Origin of the sequence: Aeromonas sp. R2-4 (assembly GCF_040908365.1) — a bacterium.
Lineage (GTDB): Bacteria > Pseudomonadota > Gammaproteobacteria > Enterobacterales > Aeromonadaceae > Aeromonas > Aeromonas veronii.
The window spans coordinates 1-17,209 of sequence record NZ_JBFODO010000015.1; the positions used below are offsets into that span (position 1 = coordinate 1).

Genomic DNA, 17,209 nt, shown 5'->3' on the forward strand with positions numbered 1-17,209 from the left:
TGTACAGATCTAGTTATCACCTGACACCGGCCTCAAACCGGTGTCTTGTTTACGCTACTTTAGAGCGCACTTCCTTCGGTATCAATTTCAGACCCTTCTTGAACATGCTGTAGGGGGTTTGACCCTCCATCATCCTGCCCTGATGTGGCCGCTGGGTGTTGTAGTGCACCAGATAGCTATCCAGGTCTGTCTGCATCTGCTCTACCGACTCATACCAGGTCGTCCTCCCCTTGATGCGGAAGTGTTCATCCAGCAAGGTTCGATGCAGCCGCTCGATAAAGCCGTTGCTCTGCGGCCTGCGCACCTTGGTGGTTCGGTGCTCAATCCCCTCCAGTTGCAGGAACAGCTCGTAGGGATGGTGGTCTGGGCGCCCACAGAACTCGCGCCCGTTGTCCGACAGGATGGTATAGACCCGCGCCTCGTGGGCCTCGAAAAACGGCAGCACCGTTTCATTGAGCACATGAACCGAGGTCACCGGCAGCTTGCTGGTGTAGAGCCGTCCCCAGGCGTGGCGACTGTAGCAGTCCAGCACGGTTTGTAGATACACCTTGCCAACCCCCTTGAGCGCGCCGACGAAGAAGGTGTCGACCGCCACCAGTTCTCCGGTGTAATGAACCTCAATCTGGCGTTCTCGGAACTCGGGACTGAATCGTTCTAACAGGCGAATTTGCTCGTCATTGAGCTCAATGGTCTGCTCACGGTGAGTTTTCTCAAGGCGCAGCAAGCGGTCGTGTTTAGAGAGCAAGTCGTGCCGTTGCCACACGCCACGCACACCGCCCGCACTGACATTGATGCCTTGCAGAGCCAGTTCTTGCGCGACCCGCAGCGGGCCTTGAGTTGGTCTGGTGAGGGAGTAATCGAGGATGGCCTGTTCAATCTCGGGCGCAACCCGATTGGGATGAGCCCCTTTACAGCCCGGCAATTTGTCGAGCAAGCCCTCGGCGCCATAGGTCTGGTAATTACGGCGAATTTCGTAGAACTGCTGGCGGCTGTAGCCAATGAGCTTGCAGGCTTTACTGACGTTATTGAGCTCTTTGGCGAGCTCTAGCAGGCTGAGTTTGCGACGTGCTACTTTCTCGTTGGTGGTCATACGGTGACTCCAGATAACACGGTAGGGGTACCGTTTTGTTATCCGGTTTGAAGCCGTATGACCACTCCCTTTTGTGGGCAACTGTCAGGTGAATACCATCTCCATACAACCTAACAGATGAAATAGCACATCTGCGCCGACCCCCTCAGGATGGCGCTACCTGCTGTCAGTTTCTGTCAGCAATGAATTTCGGCTGCGGGATTTGCTGGGTGGCGCGCCACTCCTTCAGCAGGCTCTCTCTGCTTTTTGGATAGCGGCAATCTTGTGGCTGCATCCGGGTGATGCGATCGACCCGAAAGTGGCGAAAGCCCTGACGCAGTTCGCACCAGGCCACCAGTACCCGTACCTGTTCGAAGTAGCCTAGAGCAAAGGGCCAGACGGTGCGCTCAGAGGCCTCATCCTTGAGATCCCGATAGATCAGGGTCACCTTGCGTTGCTGGCGGATGGCACTGCGCAGGGGGGCTTCATCGGTGAGGCTGTCGCTGCGGGAGGTGCCGATCAGCAGGGCATTGCTCTGGAGCTGCTGGCGATAGTCGGCGGGCAGCACGGCTTCTATCTTGGCCAGCGCACTGCTGGCCGATGCACTCAAGGCTCCATCACCGTGGGCGACGACCCAACGCGACCCCAGCACCAGCGCATCCAGCTCCTCTTCACTGAACATCAATGGCGGCAGCATGAAGCCGGGACGCAGCACATAGCCGATCCCGGGTTCACCCTCGATATGGGCACCTTGCGCCTGCAAGGTGGCGATATCCCGATAGAGGGTGCGCAGGCTGATGCCAAGCTGGCTGGCCAGTTCCGCGCCAGTGATGGCGTAACGGTGGCCGCGCAGCAGCTGGAGCAGGGCCAGCAGGCGTTCGGAACGGGACATGGGATGACTCCTCGGGATTTCTGGTTAGCCTGCCATAGCGGAGTGAGCGGGTATAGAGGATGTCATCAGACATTGTTGCCACGAAAAGATCGTCGCCACTCGCTGGGGGAGATGGTAAAGCGGGAGCGGAAGTGATTGCGCAGAGAGGTGGCACTTTTGAAGCCGACCAGCTCGGCGATGCGATCGATGGAATGGCCGCTTACCTCCAGCAGCTCCTGACTGCGCCTGAGCCGCTCCGCCAGCAGCCATTCACCCACCGAGAGGCCGGTAGCCTGATGAAAGCGGCGGGTAAAGGTGCGTCGACTCATCAGGGTGAGATCTGCCAGAGAATCCAGGGTATGGGGGGCGGCCAGATGGGCACGCAGATGGTCGAGCAACTGGTTCATCCGGACATCGCGGGTGGAGGCGGGCACCGGCTGCTCGATAAACTGGGCCTGACCCCCTTCCCGGTGGGGCGGGATCACCAGCCGCCGCGCCACCTTGTTGGCGATGGTTGAGCCGTGGTACTGGCGCACCAGATAGAGGCAGCAGTCCAGCCCGGCAGCGGTGCCTGCCGAGGTGACCAGCCCTTCGTCATCCACATAGAGGGCGTTGGTATCGAGCTGCACGCAGGGAAAGCGGTGGCAGAAATCCTGCTCATACTCCCAGTGGGTCGATGCCTTGCGACCATTGAGCAGCCCGGCGTAGGCGAGCACATAGGTGCCGAGACAGAGCCCGACCAGTCGGGCACCTCTGGCTCTGGCGGCAATCAGGGCATCGAGCAGCTGTGCTGGTGGTCGTGCTGCCGGGTCGTGCCAGAAGGGAATGACGATGATCTCCGCCTCGGCCAGCACCTCCAGCCCATGGGGCGCCTGAATGGTGAAGCCTTGCGCCGAGTGTGAATGAGGGTTGCCATCACCGCAGCAGATCTTGAGCTCGAACAGCGGCTGGCCCGGCAGGATATCGCCGAAGATGAGGCAGGGAACGGCGCAGTGAAAAGGGCTGAAGTGATCGAAGGTCACCACGGCAACGATCGGGGTGGGCATTATGTTGGCTCCTCTCTGTGCGCAGACCACTCATCATAAACGTCAGGCTGTGAAAGCCGAAGGGCCATGCCAGACATGGCCCTCCTGCGGGTCACAGTGATATCGCCTCGCCATCTTGCGGCACCCGTACCCGATCCGTCATGCCCCGTTTCGCCAGATAGTTGCGCAGCTCCTGGCGTGACAGCACGGCGTGGTTGACCGCCTCCATATGGCTGGCGATCAGCGTGGCTTGCGGTGCGGCCTGATAAACGGCGGCGACATCTTCCTTGCCCATGATGATTGAACCGAGTCCGGGCACCTGTGCATCGCCACAGTTGAGGATGATGACCTCGGGTTGATGCTGTTGCAGGGCTTGCTCGACCGAGGGATGCCAGATGGTATCACCGGCCAGATAGAGGCTCTGTTCATCGGGATGGGAGAAGACCACGCCGCATACCTCTCCCATGCGCTCGCCCAGTACCGCCATCAACTGGTCGCTGCCGTGCTGGCCACCGGTCTGTTGCAGGCGAATGCCGGCAAACTCGGGCTGGTCGCTCAGCAGCCGCACATCCTCAAAGCCACTGGCACGAATGGCATCGGCATCTTTCTGATGTTGCACCAAGAGCGGCAGATGCTTGGGGATCAGGGCTCTGGCGGCATCATCCCAGTGGTCGGGATGGTCGTGGGTGACGATAACGGCGTCCACATCGACCAGCTCATCGATCGGCAGCGGCAGCTCGACCAGCGGATTGCGCAGATGGCTGTTGGCGGTGCCCTCAAAGCCGGGGAAGGCCCCCTTGGCCGAGAGCATGGGGTCGATCAGAAAGCGGGTGCCGGCATAGTCGAGCAGCAAGGTGGCGTTGCGAACCTGGGTAATCTTCATGGGATGGCTCCATGTTGGCTGGTGGATATGCAACCAATTATGGGGTGCGGAGCGCATTGCCATCAGTGGCCCACGGGTCGATTATCATCACTATCGGGCCAACAGGTTGATGTTCTATAGGTCGGTGCGGCCATTTAAAAAATTTGAAAAAATCCCCTTGAAAGGAAAAAGTGAGCCCCTATATAGGTAACAAGGCCGGAACGCTCGACAGAGGTTTCGACCAGGCGCCCGTCCATAAGGAGGGCAAACAATCCGTTATCGCTCACAAGAGGGTAATACTATGCGTTCTATCGACTTTTCTCCGCTCTATCGTTCTGCCATCGGTTTCGATCGTCTGGCCAATCTCATCGAATCTGCGGCCAGCAATGGCAATGCCGGTTATCCCCCCTACAACATCGAGCAGCTGGGTGACAACGACTACCGCATCAGCATGGCGGTGGCAGGCTTTACCCAGGAAGAGCTGGAGCTGAGCTTCCAGGAAAATCTGCTGACGGTGAAAGGCAACAAGCAGGCCGACACCGGACGCAACTATCTCTATCAGGGGATCGCCGAACGTGGTTTCGAGCGCCGCTTCCAGCTGGCCGACTATGTGCGGGTGAAAGGGGCCGATCTGAAAAACGGCTTGCTGCACATCGAGCTGGTGCGTGAAGTGCCCGAGGCTATGAAGCCGCGCAAGATCGAGATCAACGGCTGATAGCCTGAATTCACAGCGATTTTAAAATTTCCCGGGTGCCGATGACGGGCCTGTGGAGAGTTGAACCTGTTGCTTATTAGAAGGATAGGATTATGCGTAACCTCGATTTTTCTCATCTCTATTCCAACGCCGTCGGCTTCGAGCGGATGGCCCGTGAGCTGGAAGGTCTGTTCGAGCAGAAGACCGCCGCTTACCCCCCGTACAATATTGAAAAGCGCGATCAGGATGGCTATCGCATCACGGTCGCCGTGGCTGGCTTCGAGCGCGAAGAGCTGGAGCTGGAGACCGAAAACGGCACCCTCAAGGTGAAGGGGCGCAAAGGGGTTGCGGCTGGTGAGCGTCAGTTCCTCCATCAGGGGATTGCCGAGCGTGACTTCGAGCTCGCCTTCAAGCTGAGCCAGCACGTGGAAGTGCAGGGCGCCAAGCTGGAGCATGGTTTGTTGACCATCGACCTGGCTCGCGAACTGCCGGAGGCGCTCAAGCCCCGCGCCATCCCCATCGGTAAACCCGAGCAGCTGGCGCTGCCCGGCTAAGCAAACCGGATCGCGATAAACAATAAAGGCCTGCATCTGCAGGCCTTTCTGTTTTTGGCTGGCCGGACTGACTTAGCCGGCGTAGAGGGCGTTTATCTCGTCGGCCAGAATGGCTATGCCACGGCGCACCAGCTCCTCGCTCTGGGAGTAGTTGAGGCGAATGCACTCCTGGCTGTGGCGCCACTCGGGGTCATCGATACCGGGGAAGAAGTAGTGACCCGGCACGATCAGCAGGTTCTTCGCCTTCAATCGCTCGTACAGCTCCTGACAGTGGATCGGTAAACCCTCGAACCAGAGCCAGAGGAAGAGGGCGCCTTCCGGCTTGTGGATGTGGAAGCGCGGATCGGGGATCGCTTCGCGCAACAGCTGCACCGCCAGCTCAGCCTTCTGCTGATAGAAGGGCTTCACCACCTGTTCGCTGAGGGCGATGATCTCGCCGCTCTCGATCATCGGGATGGTGATGGCAGGGCCCAGACTGCCCGGCGCCAGATTGATGATGCCGCTCAGGTTGGTGATGGCCTGAATGATCTTCTCGTCGGCGATGACGATGCCGCAGCGAGTGCCCGGCAGGCCGAGTTTGGAGAGGCTCATGCAGAGGATGGTGTTGGCGTTCCAGAACGGCTTGGCCTCGCTGAAGATGATGCCCGGGAAGGGGACGCCGTAAGCGTTGTCGATCAGCAGCGGAATCCCCTTGTCGCGGGCAATCTGGTCGAGGTGTTCGATCTCTTCGTCGGTCAGTACGTTGCCGGTGGGGTTGGTCGGGCGGGAGACGCAGATCACCCCAATATCGTCACCCACCTGCAGGCTCTCGAAGTCCACATGGTATTTGAACTGGCCATCGGGTAGCTTCTCAATGGTGGGCTTGTAGGCCACGAAGTAGTCGTCGGCCAGCGCCGAGTCGGCATAGCCGATGTACTCGGGGGCGAGCGGGAACAGCACCTTCTTCTTGCGGCCATCGGCAAATTCACCGGCCAGCAGGTTGAACAGGTAGAAGAAGGCATTCTGGCTGCCGTTGGTCAGGGCGATATTGCGGGCTGAGATATCCCAGCCCAGCTCCTTGCTGAGCAGTCCGGCTAGCGCCCTGGTGAACCTGTCTTTGCCTTGCGGGCCATCGTAGTTGGCCATCGCTTTCACCAGTTCGCCGTTGTCGAGCAGGGTTTTGGCCTCGGCCTGAAAGCGCTCCAGCATGGCGGGGATCGGGGCCGGATTGCCGCCACCCAGCATGATGGCGTCCGGATTGGTCAGCCCCTGATTGAGGTCATCCATGAGTTGGGTAATACCGGCATGGCGAGTGAACTTCTCGCCGAACAAGGAAAATTCCATTCGGTGACAGATCCAGAGTCAGTTACGAAGATGTAGCACCATAGCTCAGTTTAAAAGCGGGTGTCGATCAAAATAACGGGACGTTCCACGTGGAACATGGTGCAAAAATCAAGCGTGGTTAAAATCACCAACTGTTGGTTTAAAAATGACTGGGCGGGATGCATTTTGCGACTCAATTTGGTATCGCGAGATAGTTAATTTAAACAAAATCATCATGTTATGAATTGCATGAGGATTGGCACAACTATTGGAATAGCTATCTGGTCATCTCAACCATACCGGAGCAAACCAGATGAAAAGCCTGATCGCTACCCTGATTGTGAGTGCCCTGAGCCTGAACGTGATGGCCAACGAAAACCCGCGGCCCGAGCTGGAGAGTGCCCAGCTGGAGCAGGATGTGCAGAGCGAGCTGCAGCAGGCATCCCATGCCGTGGTGCAGGATGCGCTGCACAACCTCAAGCCACTGGCGCTGGATACCCTGGTGGTGGAGGCGAGTCAGGCAGTGGCGACTCACCCCGAGAGCTGAGATAGCGCAAGGGAGTCTGCCCCGTATGTTGTTTGAAGAAGCTGATGAAGGCACTGTCGCTGGAGAACTCCAGCGCAGCGGCAATCCGGCTGATGGACTCGCTTTCGGCCAGCAGCTCCATGGCGCGCAACAGCCGCCACTGCTGACGCCACGCCTGATAGCTCATGCCGGTCTCCCGCATGAAGATGCGGCCAATGGTCTTGTCACTGGCACCCACCCGTTCGGCCAGCCGGTTGAGCCGATCGGGCAGGACATCCTCCCGCTTCAACTGCTGTAGCCAGTCGCCCAGTCTGGGATCGGTCGGCAGCGGCAACTGCCACGACTCCCGCGGCGCCTGCCCCAACTCCTCCATAAACAGTGCAACCGTCCGTTGCTGCTGCTCTTGCGGTTTGTCCCATGGCCAGAGCGCCATCCGCTCGATCAGTTCGTGCAGCAGCGGATTGACAGCCAGCACCTCCACCGTGCCGGGCAACTCGGGGTGCGGCTGGAAGTAGAGTGAGCGGTAGGCCACCACACCGCGCATCAGTACCCGGTGGGTAGTGCCCGCTGGCAGCCAGGCGGCGCGGGTGGGCGGCAGCAGGCAGACCCGACCTTCCAGCTCCATGGTCATGCAGCCGGATTGGGCGAACAAAAGCTGGTGGCGCTGATGCTGATGCATGCCCGAGTCGTGCCAACCGAGGGCGGAGGCGATGCCGATCACGCTGCTCGTCAGCTGGTCGGGGTCAAAAGGGTGATCGGGAAGAATAAAGGCCATATGTCCGATTTTTGATGTTTATAGTCCTGCTTATTGTAATCAGACAATCGGCATCTCTCTAGAATGGCGACCTCTTGTGAAGGAGGTTTGTCATGAACAACAAGTTGCCACCGCTCTGGCTGGTGGTGGGATTGATGATGTTTCCCCAAATTGTGGAGACCATCTACAGCCCGGTACTGACCCACATCGCCAGCCAGTTTCGGGTGAGCGAAGGGCAGGCATCCCAGACCCTGTCGGTCTATTTTCTGGCGTTTGCGGTGGGTGTGGTCTGCTGGGGACGGCTCTGCGATCTGATTGGGCGGCGTCCCGCCATGCTGGCGGGTCTGCTCACCTATGGTGTCGGCACCTTGCTGGCGCTGCTGGCCAATCAGTTTGAAACCCTGCTGCTGGCCCGGATCATCTCGGCCTTTGGCGCCGCCGTGGGATCCGTAGTGACCCAGACCATGCTGCGCGATAGCTATCAGGGGAGCGATCTGGTGCGGGTCTTCTCGGTGATGGGCATTGCGCTCTCACTCAGTCCGGTGCTGGGGTTGCTAAGTGGTGGCCAGCTGGCGAGTGGGTTCGGCTATCTCGGAGTGTTCAGCGGTCTGCTGGTACTGGCGGTAGGTTTGCTGCTGGTGACCTGCTGGCAGTTGCCGGAAACCCGTCCGGCCACCAGCCAGCGAGTCGCACTCTGGCCGCTGGCGTGCCGGATGATAAAAGATGGTGGGCTCTGGCGCAGTGCCATGTTGGTCGCCCTGTTCAACACCATGCTGTTTGGTTACTACAGTCTGGCCCCCTTCCTGTTTGCCGGATTGGGATTGAGCTCCGGCGAGTTTGGTTACTCAGGGATCTTGTTGGCACTGGCGACTCTGCTTGGCAGTCTGCTCAACAAGCATCTGCTGGGGAGGGGGTGGCTGCCGTCATCTCTGACCCGACTGGCTAGCGTGCTGGCGTTGATTGCCGGGCTGCTGGTCTGGGCGACTCAGGGCAATCTCTGGTTCCTGTTGCCCATGATGGGTGTAGTCATCGCTTTTGGGCTGGCGATCCCCAACGTGCTGAGTCAGGCGCTGTTGGCCTATCGCGAAGTGGCAGGCAGTGCTGGCGCCCTGTTCGGGCTTGGCTACTACCTGCTGCTCAGTCTGGGGTTGGCAGTAGCGGCCGGATTGCAGGATCTCGGCCTGTTGCTGAGTAGCTGCGGTCTGTTGGCGCTGATTTGCTGCGGGCGTCGTTCCACGTGAAACGTCAGTTGCCGATAAAGCGGTAGCCAATACCGGATTCGGTCTCGATAAGCGTCGGTTGCTGGGGGTTATCCCCCAGCTTTTTGCGCAGGCTGGCGATGACGATGCGCAGGTAGTGGGTGTCCTCCTTGTGGCTCGGCCCCCAGATGTCATTGAGCAGCTGGGTCTGCATCACCAGCTTGCCGGGGTGGCACACCAGCGCCTGCAGCAGGGCGAACTCCTTGCGGGAGAGAGGGATCTCCTCCTCTTTCATGGTCACCTTGTGGCTGCTGATATCGAGCGTCAGGCCGCATTGGGGGAAGTGGCGCCGCTCGCCGCTGCTGACGCCAGCCCGCTGGCGCAACAGCACGCGAATGCGAGCCATCATCTCGCCAATGCCGAACGGTTTGCTCATGTAGTCGTTGGCACCGGCATCCAGCAGCCGCACCTTCTCCTGCTCCGAATCGCGGGCCGACAACACCAGCACCGGGTTGGGGTGGTGTTCGCGAATGGCCTGCAACACCTGAATACCATCGCCATCCGGCAGACCAAGATCGAGGATCACCAGATCGGGATTGAGGTGGCGGTATTGCTCCAGCCCTTCATTGACCCCCACCGCCTCACTCACCTGATGCCCTTCGGCAATCAGGCTGATCCGCAGAAAGCGACGGATCGCCGCTTCATCATCTATGACCAGAATGTGCGCCATCGAACCTCCAGAGGCGAATGGTGGGAGGGGCTGAGTGACCCAAGCTGGCGGTCAGCCATCATACCTCCGGTGAATTGAGGGCGAGCGGCAGGGAGATGCGCATGCAGGTTCCGTTGCCATTGGGGCCGGAGAAGGCCCAAATCTTGCCGCCGTGGGCCTCTATCATAGCGCGGGAAATGGCGAGGCCAAGCCCGGTGCCACGGCTACCGCAATCGCCCACCGGCTGGGTGTAGAAGAGATTGAAGATCTTCTCCCGATCCGACTCGGCGATACCGACCCCGATATCGATGATGTCGATGATGAGGTCGGGTTCGGCCACCATCACCTTGAACTCGATGGGGGTGCCAGCCGGCGAGTAGCGGGAGGCGTTGTCGAGAATGTTGACCAGCACCTGCTCGATCAGGGCGCCATGGACATAGAGCTGGGGCACATGCTGATCGAAATGGACCAGCAGCTTGTGCTGGCGCCAGGAGGAGTCGAGCCGCTTGCGGGCGCTCTCCACCAGATCCGCCAGATCGACCCAGTCCCGTTTCAGCTGGAAGTCGGGGGAGCCGATGCGGGTCATATCCAGCAGATTCTGCACATAGCTGTGCAGGCGGCGCGCCTCCTCCTGCACCGAGTGGAGCAGTTCGTCACGGTCTTCGGCGGGGATCCGGTCACCATATTCCAGCAGGGTGCTGCCGGCGCCCATGATGGTCGCCAGCGGCGTCTTCAAATCGTGGGAGACCGAGGAGAGCAGGGCCGCGCGCATCCGGTCTGTCTCTGCCTGCAACTGGCTGTCGGCCAGCCGCTCGTTGAGGTCGATCCGCGCCAGCGCGGCGCGAATATCGGTGAGCAGCGCCTGCAGCTGATGCTCGGCGGAGGAGGAGAGCGGATTGGCCAGCGTTATGCCGATCACCAGATCGTCGCTGAGATGATGATACTGGGCCTCGGCGGCATTGAGGGTGGCGGTGTGGGCCCCGGCGCTCTGCTTCTGGGCCAGACACCAGTCGATGGCCGCCTTGTCGGTCTGGCCGGGCCTGTGTTTCTCGTTGCCGAGCCGATCGTTGAACTCCTTGTCGATCACCACGGTTGGCTGGCCTAGCGCCAGTGAAATGGCCTGGGCACCTTGTCTGAGCACCTCCTCCGGGCTGCTGGCGGTGGCCAGCCCCTGACTGAGGGAGAGCAATGCATTGCCCAGCTGCTGGGTTTCGCGCAGACCGATCAGCTGTTGCCGCTGGCGGGAGGCGAGCCGTCCCGCGGTCATGCCGACGATAAGCAGCACAAACAGGGTGAGCAGGTCGCTGTGGTTGGCGACGCTCAGGGAGAAGTAGGGGGCGGTGAACAGCAGATTGTGGGCGATAAAGCCCAACACCGCTGCCAGCGTGGCGGGCACCAGACTGGTGGTGAGGGCGGTCGCCAGCACCCCCAGTACAAAGATGAGTGGCAACGCTGCGGGCGGCAGCCAGTAGGAGAGCCCCCAGGCGGCGGCCGAGGTGATCCCCATGATCACCACTGCCAGCATGCTGTGGTGTATATCCTTCGGGGTCGGGACGCGCATTCCCACTTCGGGCTTCTGCTTCTCGGTATCGACCAGCGTGATTTCGAGCCCCTGCGCCTGTTTGAGCAGGTGTTGCACCAGCGAGCGACGCCACGGCGCCTTGTGGGGTTTGCCGAGCAGCAGTTGGGAGACCTGCTGCTGTTCGGCGGTCTCCAGCAGGGTGTTGGCGACCGCCGGGCTGGATAGCGTCAGCACCTTGGCGCCGAGGTGGGAGGCGAGCGCCAGCGCCTGCTCCACATCAGCAGAGCGGCGGCCATTGCTGTCGACATGCACCACCAGCCACGGAAGCTGGCGGCGCTGGGCAAAGCGGTGGCCGTAGCGCACCAGCGCCGAGCCGTGCTGGTCACCGAGGCAGACCATCAGCTTGCCCCGCAGCGGCAAGGTGCTCTTGCCTGCTGCCTGCCACTGCAGTTGCAGATCGCCCTCCACATGGCTGGCGGCGGTCTGCATCGCCAGCTCCCGCAATGCGGTGAGGTTGTTGAGGGAGAAGAAGGATTGCAGTGCCGCCTTGGCCTGATGGGGTACATAGACCTTGCCCTCCTTGAGGCGGCCGAGCAGCTCCTTGGGGGGCAGGTCGATCAGCACCAGACTGTCGGCTTCCAGCAGCACCTGATCGGGCAGGGTCTCTTTCACCCTGACCCCGGTCAGCTGCCACACCAGATCGTTGAGGCTCTCCAGATGCTGCACGTTGAGGGTGGTGTAGACGTCGATCCCGGCGTTGAGCAGCTCCTCCACATCCTGCCAGCGCTTCTCGTGGCGGCTGCCGGGGGCGTTGCTGTGGGCCAGCTCATCCACCACGGCGATGGCCGGTTTGCGGGCGAGCAGGCCGTCGAGATCCATCTCCTCCAGTCGCTGCTGGCGGTGCATGTGGATCTTGCGCGGCATGATGGCGAGCTTGTCGAGCAGAGCCAGGGTCTCCTGACGGCCATGGGTCTCCACCACGCCGATCAGGATGTCGACCCCCTCTTTGGCCTGTTCCCGCACCGCCTGCAACATGGCGTAGGTCTTGCCGACGCCGGGAGCGGCCCCGAGAAACACCTTCAGCTTGCCCTTGTGCTCCTGTTCCAGGCTCGCCAGCAGGGCGTCGGCCCTTACCTCATCACGCATCCCCATGCTCCTGCATCAGACTTGTCAGCAGGGCGTCAGCGCTTGCTACATCAGCCATTGTTATCCCTATCGAGCCAACCGCCCGTTGCGAAAATCGAGGTCATCACCAAACCGGAATGGGCACCATCAGGCGCCCTTTTGATGATCCAGTTGCAGATTCAGCTGGAGAATGTTGACCACCTGCGGGCCAAGGATACCAGCTTGTGTGGCCGACTTGACCTGCTCCGTCAGTTGGGCGGGATCCAGTCCACGTTCTTTGGCGACGCGGTCGACCTGAGCCAGCACCGCATCCAGTGGCAGGTGGGGATCGAGGCCGGAGGCGGAGCGGGTCAGCATGGCGGGGGAGCTGGTTCCAGGCTGAGCCTTGGCTGCCTGTTCGGCAAACTCTGCCCGCAGCGGTGAGCTCATCCCCAGATTGCTGGCGCTGCCGCCTATGGTGTTGAAATCGCTGGCTGAGGGGCGGGGATGGAAGTAGTCAGCCCGCTCGAATCTCTGCCCCAGCAGGGCGCTACCGATCAGTTGCTGTTTGCTGTCGGTCAGCTGGCTGCCGTTGGCCTGCCAGGGGAACAGCAGTTGGGCCAGTCCGGTGACGGTCAGCGGATAACCCACTCCCAGCAGCAGGGTCAGGGTCAACAGGGTTCTGATTGCTATCATGATTCTCTTGCTCCAAAAGGATGGCTGGGGATACGGGTCTGACCCGCATCCCGGTTATGTCGTTACACCAGACCCAGGCCGGTAATGACCAGATCGATCAGCTTGATACCGATAAACGGCACCAGCAGGCCGCCGACACCGTAGATCAGCAGGTTGCGGCGCAGCAGGCTGGCGGCCGAGCCTTTCAGGTCGACACCACGCAGCGCCAGCGGCACCAGCGCTACGATGATCAGGGCGTTGAAGATGATGGCCGAAAGGATGGCGCTCTGCGGGCTGCCCAGCTGCATCAGGTTCAGCGCCCCCAGTTGCGGGTAGGCGGCGATGAACAGGGCTGGCAGGATGGCAAAGTACTTGGCCACGTCGTTGGCGATGGAGAAGGTGGTCAGGGCGCCACGGGTCACCAGCAGCTGTTTGCCGACCAGCACCACGTCCAGCAGCTTGGTGGGGTTGGAGTCGAGATCCACCAGGTTGCCCGCCTCCTTGGCGGCCTGGGTACCCTCGTTCATGGCCAGACCCACGTCAGCCTGTGCCAGTGCGGGCGCATCGTTGGCGCCGTCACCGCACATGGCGACCAGACGACCATCAGCCTGCTCCTGCCGGATATAGGCGAGCTTTTTCTCCGGCGTTGCTTCGGCGATGAAGTCATCCACCCCGGCTTCGGCGGCGATGGCTGCGGCGGTTTTCGGGTTGTCGCCGGTGATCATCACGGTACGGATCCCCATATGGCGCAGGATCTGGAAGCGGGCTTTGATTCCGGGCTTGATGATGTCCTTGAGGTAGACCACCCCCAGCAGTTTCTCCTGAGTGCAGACCAGCAGCGGAGTCCCCCCCTGACGGGCGATGCTGTCGACTGACTTGAGCACCAGCTCAGGCACCGCCTTGCGGTCGAGGCTGAGGTAGTTCAACACGGCATCCACCGCACCCTTGCGATATTGATGACCGTTGCGATCCAGTCCGCTCAGCCGGGTCTCGGCGCTGAAGGGGATCACCTTGTCGCTCTCCAGCTGGCTCGGCTTGGCCATGCTCTTGCTGGCCAGAGTCAGGATGGATTTGCCCTCCGGGGTGTTGTCACCCAGCGAGGCCAGCATGGCCGCTTGTGCCAGCAGGGCAGGGTCGACGCCCGGTGCCGGGATCAACTCATCCGCCATCCGGTTACCGAAGGTGATGGTGCCGGTCTTGTCCAGCAGCAGGGTGCGCACGTCACCGGCCGCTTCGACGGCACGGCCAGACTTGGCGATGACGTTCAGCTTCACCAGTCGATCCATACCGGCAATACCGATGGCGGAGAGCAGGCCACCAATGGTGGTCGGGATCAGGGTGATGAAGAGGGCAATCAGGTAGAGGCGCGGGACCTGGGTGCCGTTGTAGTCGAGGAACCAGGGCAGGGTGGCGACTACCAGCAGGAAGATCAGGGTCAGGCCTACCAGCAGGGCGTCGAGCGCCATCTCGTTGGGGGTCTTCTGGCGCTTGGCCCCTTCTACCAGTGCGATCATCCGATCCAGCGTACTTTCGCCCGGATTGTTGCTGACGCGCACCCAGATCTCGTCGGAGACGACCGTCGTGTTGCCGGTCACGCCGCTGCGGTCGGTCCCCGACTCGCGAATGACGGGGGCGGATTCACCGGTGATGGCCGCCTCGTTGACTGAGGCGATGCCGGCGACCACTTCGCCGTCGGCCGGTATCATCTCGCCGCTGCGTACCAGCACCAGGTCCCCCTTCATCAGGCTGGTGGCGGGTACCCATTCGCCCTGGCCATCTTTGGCATTAGCCACCCGGCGGGCCTTGAGCTGGCTCATGCCCGCCTTCAGGCTGTCGGCGCGAGCCTTGCCGCGTCCCTCGGCCAGGGTTTCCGCGAAGTTGGCAAACCAGAGGGTCAGCCAGAGCCAGGCGGTCAGCTGCCAGGCCAGCGAGGGGGCGACGCCGGAGAAAGGCTGCCCCAGCAGGGACTCCACGGTCGCCATGACTGCGGCCAGCCAGAGGGTGAACAGGATGGGACTGCCAAACAGCGCCTTGGGATTGAAGCGATAAAGGGCCTCAACCATTGCCTGGATGATCTGTGATTTCTGTTTTTTGCCCTTCACCAACATGGTGTCGGTGCTCATTGCAGTGGACTTGCTCATTGGAAAGCTCCCAGCATCAGATAGTTGGCGATTGGCATCCGGATGGTGATCGACAGGGTCAGGTTCATCAGAACGCCCCTCCGATCAAGCTCAGATGTTCGGCCACCGGGCCTAGTGCCAGCACCGGCAGGAAGGAGAGGCCACCAATCAGCAATACGGTGATGATCAGCAGGGTAACGAACAGCGGGCCGCTGATGGGGAAGTCCCCTTCGCTCGTCTCCTGACGGGGCGCACGGGCCAGCTGACCGGCGATGGCCAGTACCGGAATGATGTAGCCGAAGCGACCGAGCAGCATGGCCAGACCGATGGCGATGCACTGCCAGTTGTCACCGGCGGCAAAACCGGCGAAGGCGGAGCCGTTGTTGCCGGCAGCCGAGGCGTAGGCATAGATGAGGCGTGACAGACCGTGCGGGCCATCATGGCCGATGATGGTGCTGGCATTCGGCATCAGCAGGGTGACACCACCGATCACCAAAACCCCCACCGGCATGACCAGCATGCTGGCAACCACCCACTTCATCTCGGTGATGCCGAGCCGTTTGCCCAGATAGGTCGGGGTGCGACCCACCATCAGACCGCACAGGAATACGGTCAGCAGCACGAACAGCATCATGCCGTAGATACCGGAGCCGACCCCGCCGATGATGACCTCGCCCAGCAGCATGTTGATCATGCCCACCATGCCGCCGAGCGGAGTAAAGCTGTCGTGCATGGCGTTGACGGCACCGTTGGAGGCGGCAGTAGTCGCCACTTCCCAGATGCTGGAGAGCACAGGGCCGAAGCGGCTCTCCTTGCCTTCCCAGTTGCCAGTCATGTTGCTGGCGTCAGTGGTGAGCTGGGCGAGGGCGTGATCCGGTTTCAGCTCCTGGGAGAGGGAGACGAAGAGCCCCAACACCAGCATGAGGGTCATGGCGCCGAGAATGGCGCGGCTGTGGGCCATGTCTTTCATATAGCGGCCCAGAGTAAAGACCATGGCGGCGGCGATGGTGAGCAGGGCGACCATCTCCAGCCAGTTGGAGAGGGCTGTCGGGTTCTCGAACGGATGTGCCGAGTTGATGCCGAAGAAGCCGCCGCCGTTGGAGCCAAGCTGCTTGATGGCGATCTGCGAGGCCGCTGGGCCGAGGGGCAGCAGCTGCTCCTGACCTTCCACACCGTGGAACGGCAGATAGGCGGAGAGGCTTTGCGGCACCCCTTGCCATACCAGCACCAGCGCCATGATCAGCGCGATGGGCAGCAGCACATAGAGGCAGAAACGCACCAGATCCTGCCAGAAGTTGCCAAGGTTGATGGTCTGCTGGCGGGCGATACCGCGGAACAGGGCAATGGCGACGGCTGCACCCGTCCCTGCGGAGACGAAGTTCTGGGTGGTCAGGCCTACCATCTGGCTGAAGTAGGAGAGGCTGGCCTCACCGGAATAGGCTTGCCAGTTGGTGTTGGTCATAAAGCTGACCGCGGTGTTGAATGCCAGTTGCCAGCTCAGACCCGGCAGTTGCTGCGGGTTGAGGGGCAGCAACCCCTGAGCCATCAGGATCAGGAACAGCAGACCGAAACCGGCGCCGTTGAAGGCCAGTAGGCTGAGGGCGTAGGACTTCCAGTCCTGCTCTCGTCCATCGGTGCCACAGCAAGCCAGCGTGGCGCGCTCGACCGGTGCCAGCCAGTGGATTTTGCCTTCAAATACCCGGTAGATGTAGTTGCCCAGCAGCGGTGCCGGCAGCAGAACCAGCAGCACGAAGGCCACCGGATAGATTATTTCTTGCCACATGTTCTAGTTCCTCACTCGTGGTCACGGTGCGTCAGGGCACGCATTGGATTGCTCACGAGGCTCGGCAGTTTGCTGGCCACCGGGTAGATAATTTCTTGCTGCATATAGGTAGTCCCTCACTCGTGACTGCGCGTGAGTGCGCGCATCAGATAGGCCATCAAGGCGAGGACGAGCAGCAGATATAGCCAATTCATATCGACTCCATTGAGATAATTAGCTGCGAGAGCCGATGTAAGACCATATCGACTCTGTTGGTGTCATTGACGCTGGAAAGGGTATGTAAAACAGGCGTAAAGGCGCCATAAAGCGCCATGTGGCAGGCGTAAAATCGGCGTAAAGAACGACGGATTTGCGAGAGAAATAGCGAGGAGGGATCAAAAAACCCGGCCTGAGCCGGGTTTGGGAGAAGGGGTTAGATGGCTGTAGAGGCTGGCTGCTCG

15 protein-coding genes are annotated in these 17,209 nt (G+C 60.9%); 4 read left to right on the forward strand and 11 right to left on the reverse strand.

From position 1 onward, the window contains the following. Positions 1 to 49 precede the first annotated feature (49 nt). The 4 genes from AB5Z05_RS07435 to AB5Z05_RS07450 all read right to left on the reverse strand — a co-directional run bounded on the left by AB5Z05_RS07435 (position 50) and on the right by AB5Z05_RS07450 (position 3,848). Complete coding sequence (locus tag AB5Z05_RS07435) at positions 50 to 1,090, reverse strand: IS481-like element ISAs19 family transposase (RefSeq protein WP_279460456.1); 1,041 nt, start codon at positions 1,088 to 1,090, stop codon at positions 50 to 52. A 166-nt stretch (positions 1,091 to 1,256) separates the two neighbouring features. Then, positions 1,257 to 1,961 (reverse strand): YafY family protein, encoded by a 705-nt coding sequence (locus AB5Z05_RS07440; protein WP_127007981.1) that lies wholly within the window; start codon positions 1,959 to 1,961, stop codon positions 1,257 to 1,259. A 65-nt stretch (positions 1,962 to 2,026) separates the two neighbouring features. Beyond that, positions 2,027 to 2,986 carry a helix-turn-helix domain-containing protein gene (locus AB5Z05_RS07445; RefSeq protein WP_368150823.1) on the reverse strand — a complete coding sequence of 320 codons (960 nt, stop codon included), beginning with the start codon at positions 2,984 to 2,986 and terminating at the stop codon, positions 2,027 to 2,029. Between the two features lie 91 nt (positions 2,987 to 3,077). Further along, positions 3,078 to 3,848 (reverse strand): MBL fold metallo-hydrolase, encoded by a 771-nt coding sequence (locus tag AB5Z05_RS07450; protein ID WP_368150825.1) that lies wholly within the window; start codon positions 3,846 to 3,848, stop codon positions 3,078 to 3,080. A gap of 280 nt (positions 3,849 to 4,128) precedes the next feature. Between AB5Z05_RS07450 and AB5Z05_RS07455 the strand changes: the two genes are divergently transcribed. Beyond that, a complete protein-coding gene (locus AB5Z05_RS07455; RefSeq protein ID WP_005339298.1) occupies positions 4,129 to 4,542 on the forward strand; it encodes an Hsp20 family protein in 414 nt (137 codons plus the stop codon). Between the two features lie 92 nt (positions 4,543 to 4,634). Next, positions 4,635 to 5,075, forward strand: coding sequence for an Hsp20 family protein (locus AB5Z05_RS07460; RefSeq protein WP_258721664.1), 441 nt, complete (start codon positions 4,635 to 4,637; stop codon positions 5,073 to 5,075). Between the two features lie 72 nt (positions 5,076 to 5,147). On the opposite strand, the gene AB5Z05_RS07465 is transcribed toward AB5Z05_RS07460, so the two are convergent. Further along, on the reverse strand, positions 5,148 to 6,398 hold the full coding sequence (locus AB5Z05_RS07465; protein ID WP_215806358.1) for a valine--pyruvate transaminase: 1,251 nt from the start codon (positions 6,396 to 6,398) through the stop codon (positions 5,148 to 5,150). Between the two features lie 292 nt (positions 6,399 to 6,690). Here AB5Z05_RS07465 and AB5Z05_RS07470 point away from each other — a divergent pair, with 292 nt between their 5' ends. Further along, positions 6,691 to 6,924, forward strand: coding sequence for a hypothetical protein (locus tag AB5Z05_RS07470; protein WP_005342304.1), 234 nt, complete (start codon positions 6,691 to 6,693; stop codon positions 6,922 to 6,924). Here the strand turns inward: AB5Z05_RS07470 and AB5Z05_RS07475 are convergent. Then, entirely contained in the window at positions 6,854 to 7,678 is an 825-nt protein-coding gene (locus AB5Z05_RS07475) for a helix-turn-helix domain-containing protein (protein WP_368150829.1), read from the reverse strand. The two genes, AB5Z05_RS07470 and AB5Z05_RS07475, sit on opposite strands and share 71 nt — an antisense overlap. A 92-nt stretch (positions 7,679 to 7,770) precedes the next feature. Here AB5Z05_RS07475 and AB5Z05_RS07480 point away from each other — a divergent pair, with 92 nt between their 5' ends. Then, complete coding sequence (locus AB5Z05_RS07480; protein ID WP_368150832.1) at positions 7,771 to 8,898, forward strand: multidrug effflux MFS transporter; 1,128 nt, start codon at positions 7,771 to 7,773, stop codon at positions 8,896 to 8,898. Between the two features lie 4 nt (positions 8,899 to 8,902). Here AB5Z05_RS07480 and AB5Z05_RS07485 read toward each other — a convergent pair whose 3' ends face one another. From AB5Z05_RS07485 to kdpA, 5 genes are all read right to left on the reverse strand, one after another. Continuing rightward, on the reverse strand, positions 8,903 to 9,586 hold the full coding sequence (locus AB5Z05_RS07485; RefSeq protein ID WP_005355774.1) for a response regulator: 684 nt from the start codon (positions 9,584 to 9,586) through the stop codon (positions 8,903 to 8,905). A 58-nt stretch (positions 9,587 to 9,644) separates the two neighbouring features. Further along, on the reverse strand, positions 9,645 to 12,233 hold the full coding sequence (locus tag AB5Z05_RS07490; protein WP_368150835.1) for a DUF4118 domain-containing protein: 2,589 nt from the start codon (positions 12,231 to 12,233) through the stop codon (positions 9,645 to 9,647). A 126-nt stretch (positions 12,234 to 12,359) separates the two neighbouring features. After that, positions 12,360 to 12,887, reverse strand: a complete 528-nt coding sequence (locus tag AB5Z05_RS07495) for a potassium-transporting ATPase subunit C (RefSeq protein WP_043820735.1) — start codon at positions 12,885 to 12,887, stop codon at positions 12,360 to 12,362. Between the two features lie 62 nt (positions 12,888 to 12,949). Then, positions 12,950 to 15,007, reverse strand: a complete 2,058-nt coding sequence (gene kdpB / locus AB5Z05_RS07500; RefSeq protein ID WP_047439857.1) for a potassium-transporting ATPase subunit KdpB — start codon at positions 15,005 to 15,007, stop codon at positions 12,950 to 12,952. A 67-nt stretch (positions 15,008 to 15,074) separates the two neighbouring features. Next, complete coding sequence (kdpA, locus tag AB5Z05_RS07505; RefSeq protein ID WP_368150839.1) at positions 15,075 to 16,769, reverse strand: potassium-transporting ATPase subunit KdpA; 1,695 nt, start codon at positions 16,767 to 16,769, stop codon at positions 15,075 to 15,077. Positions 16,770 to 17,209 lie beyond the last annotated feature (440 nt).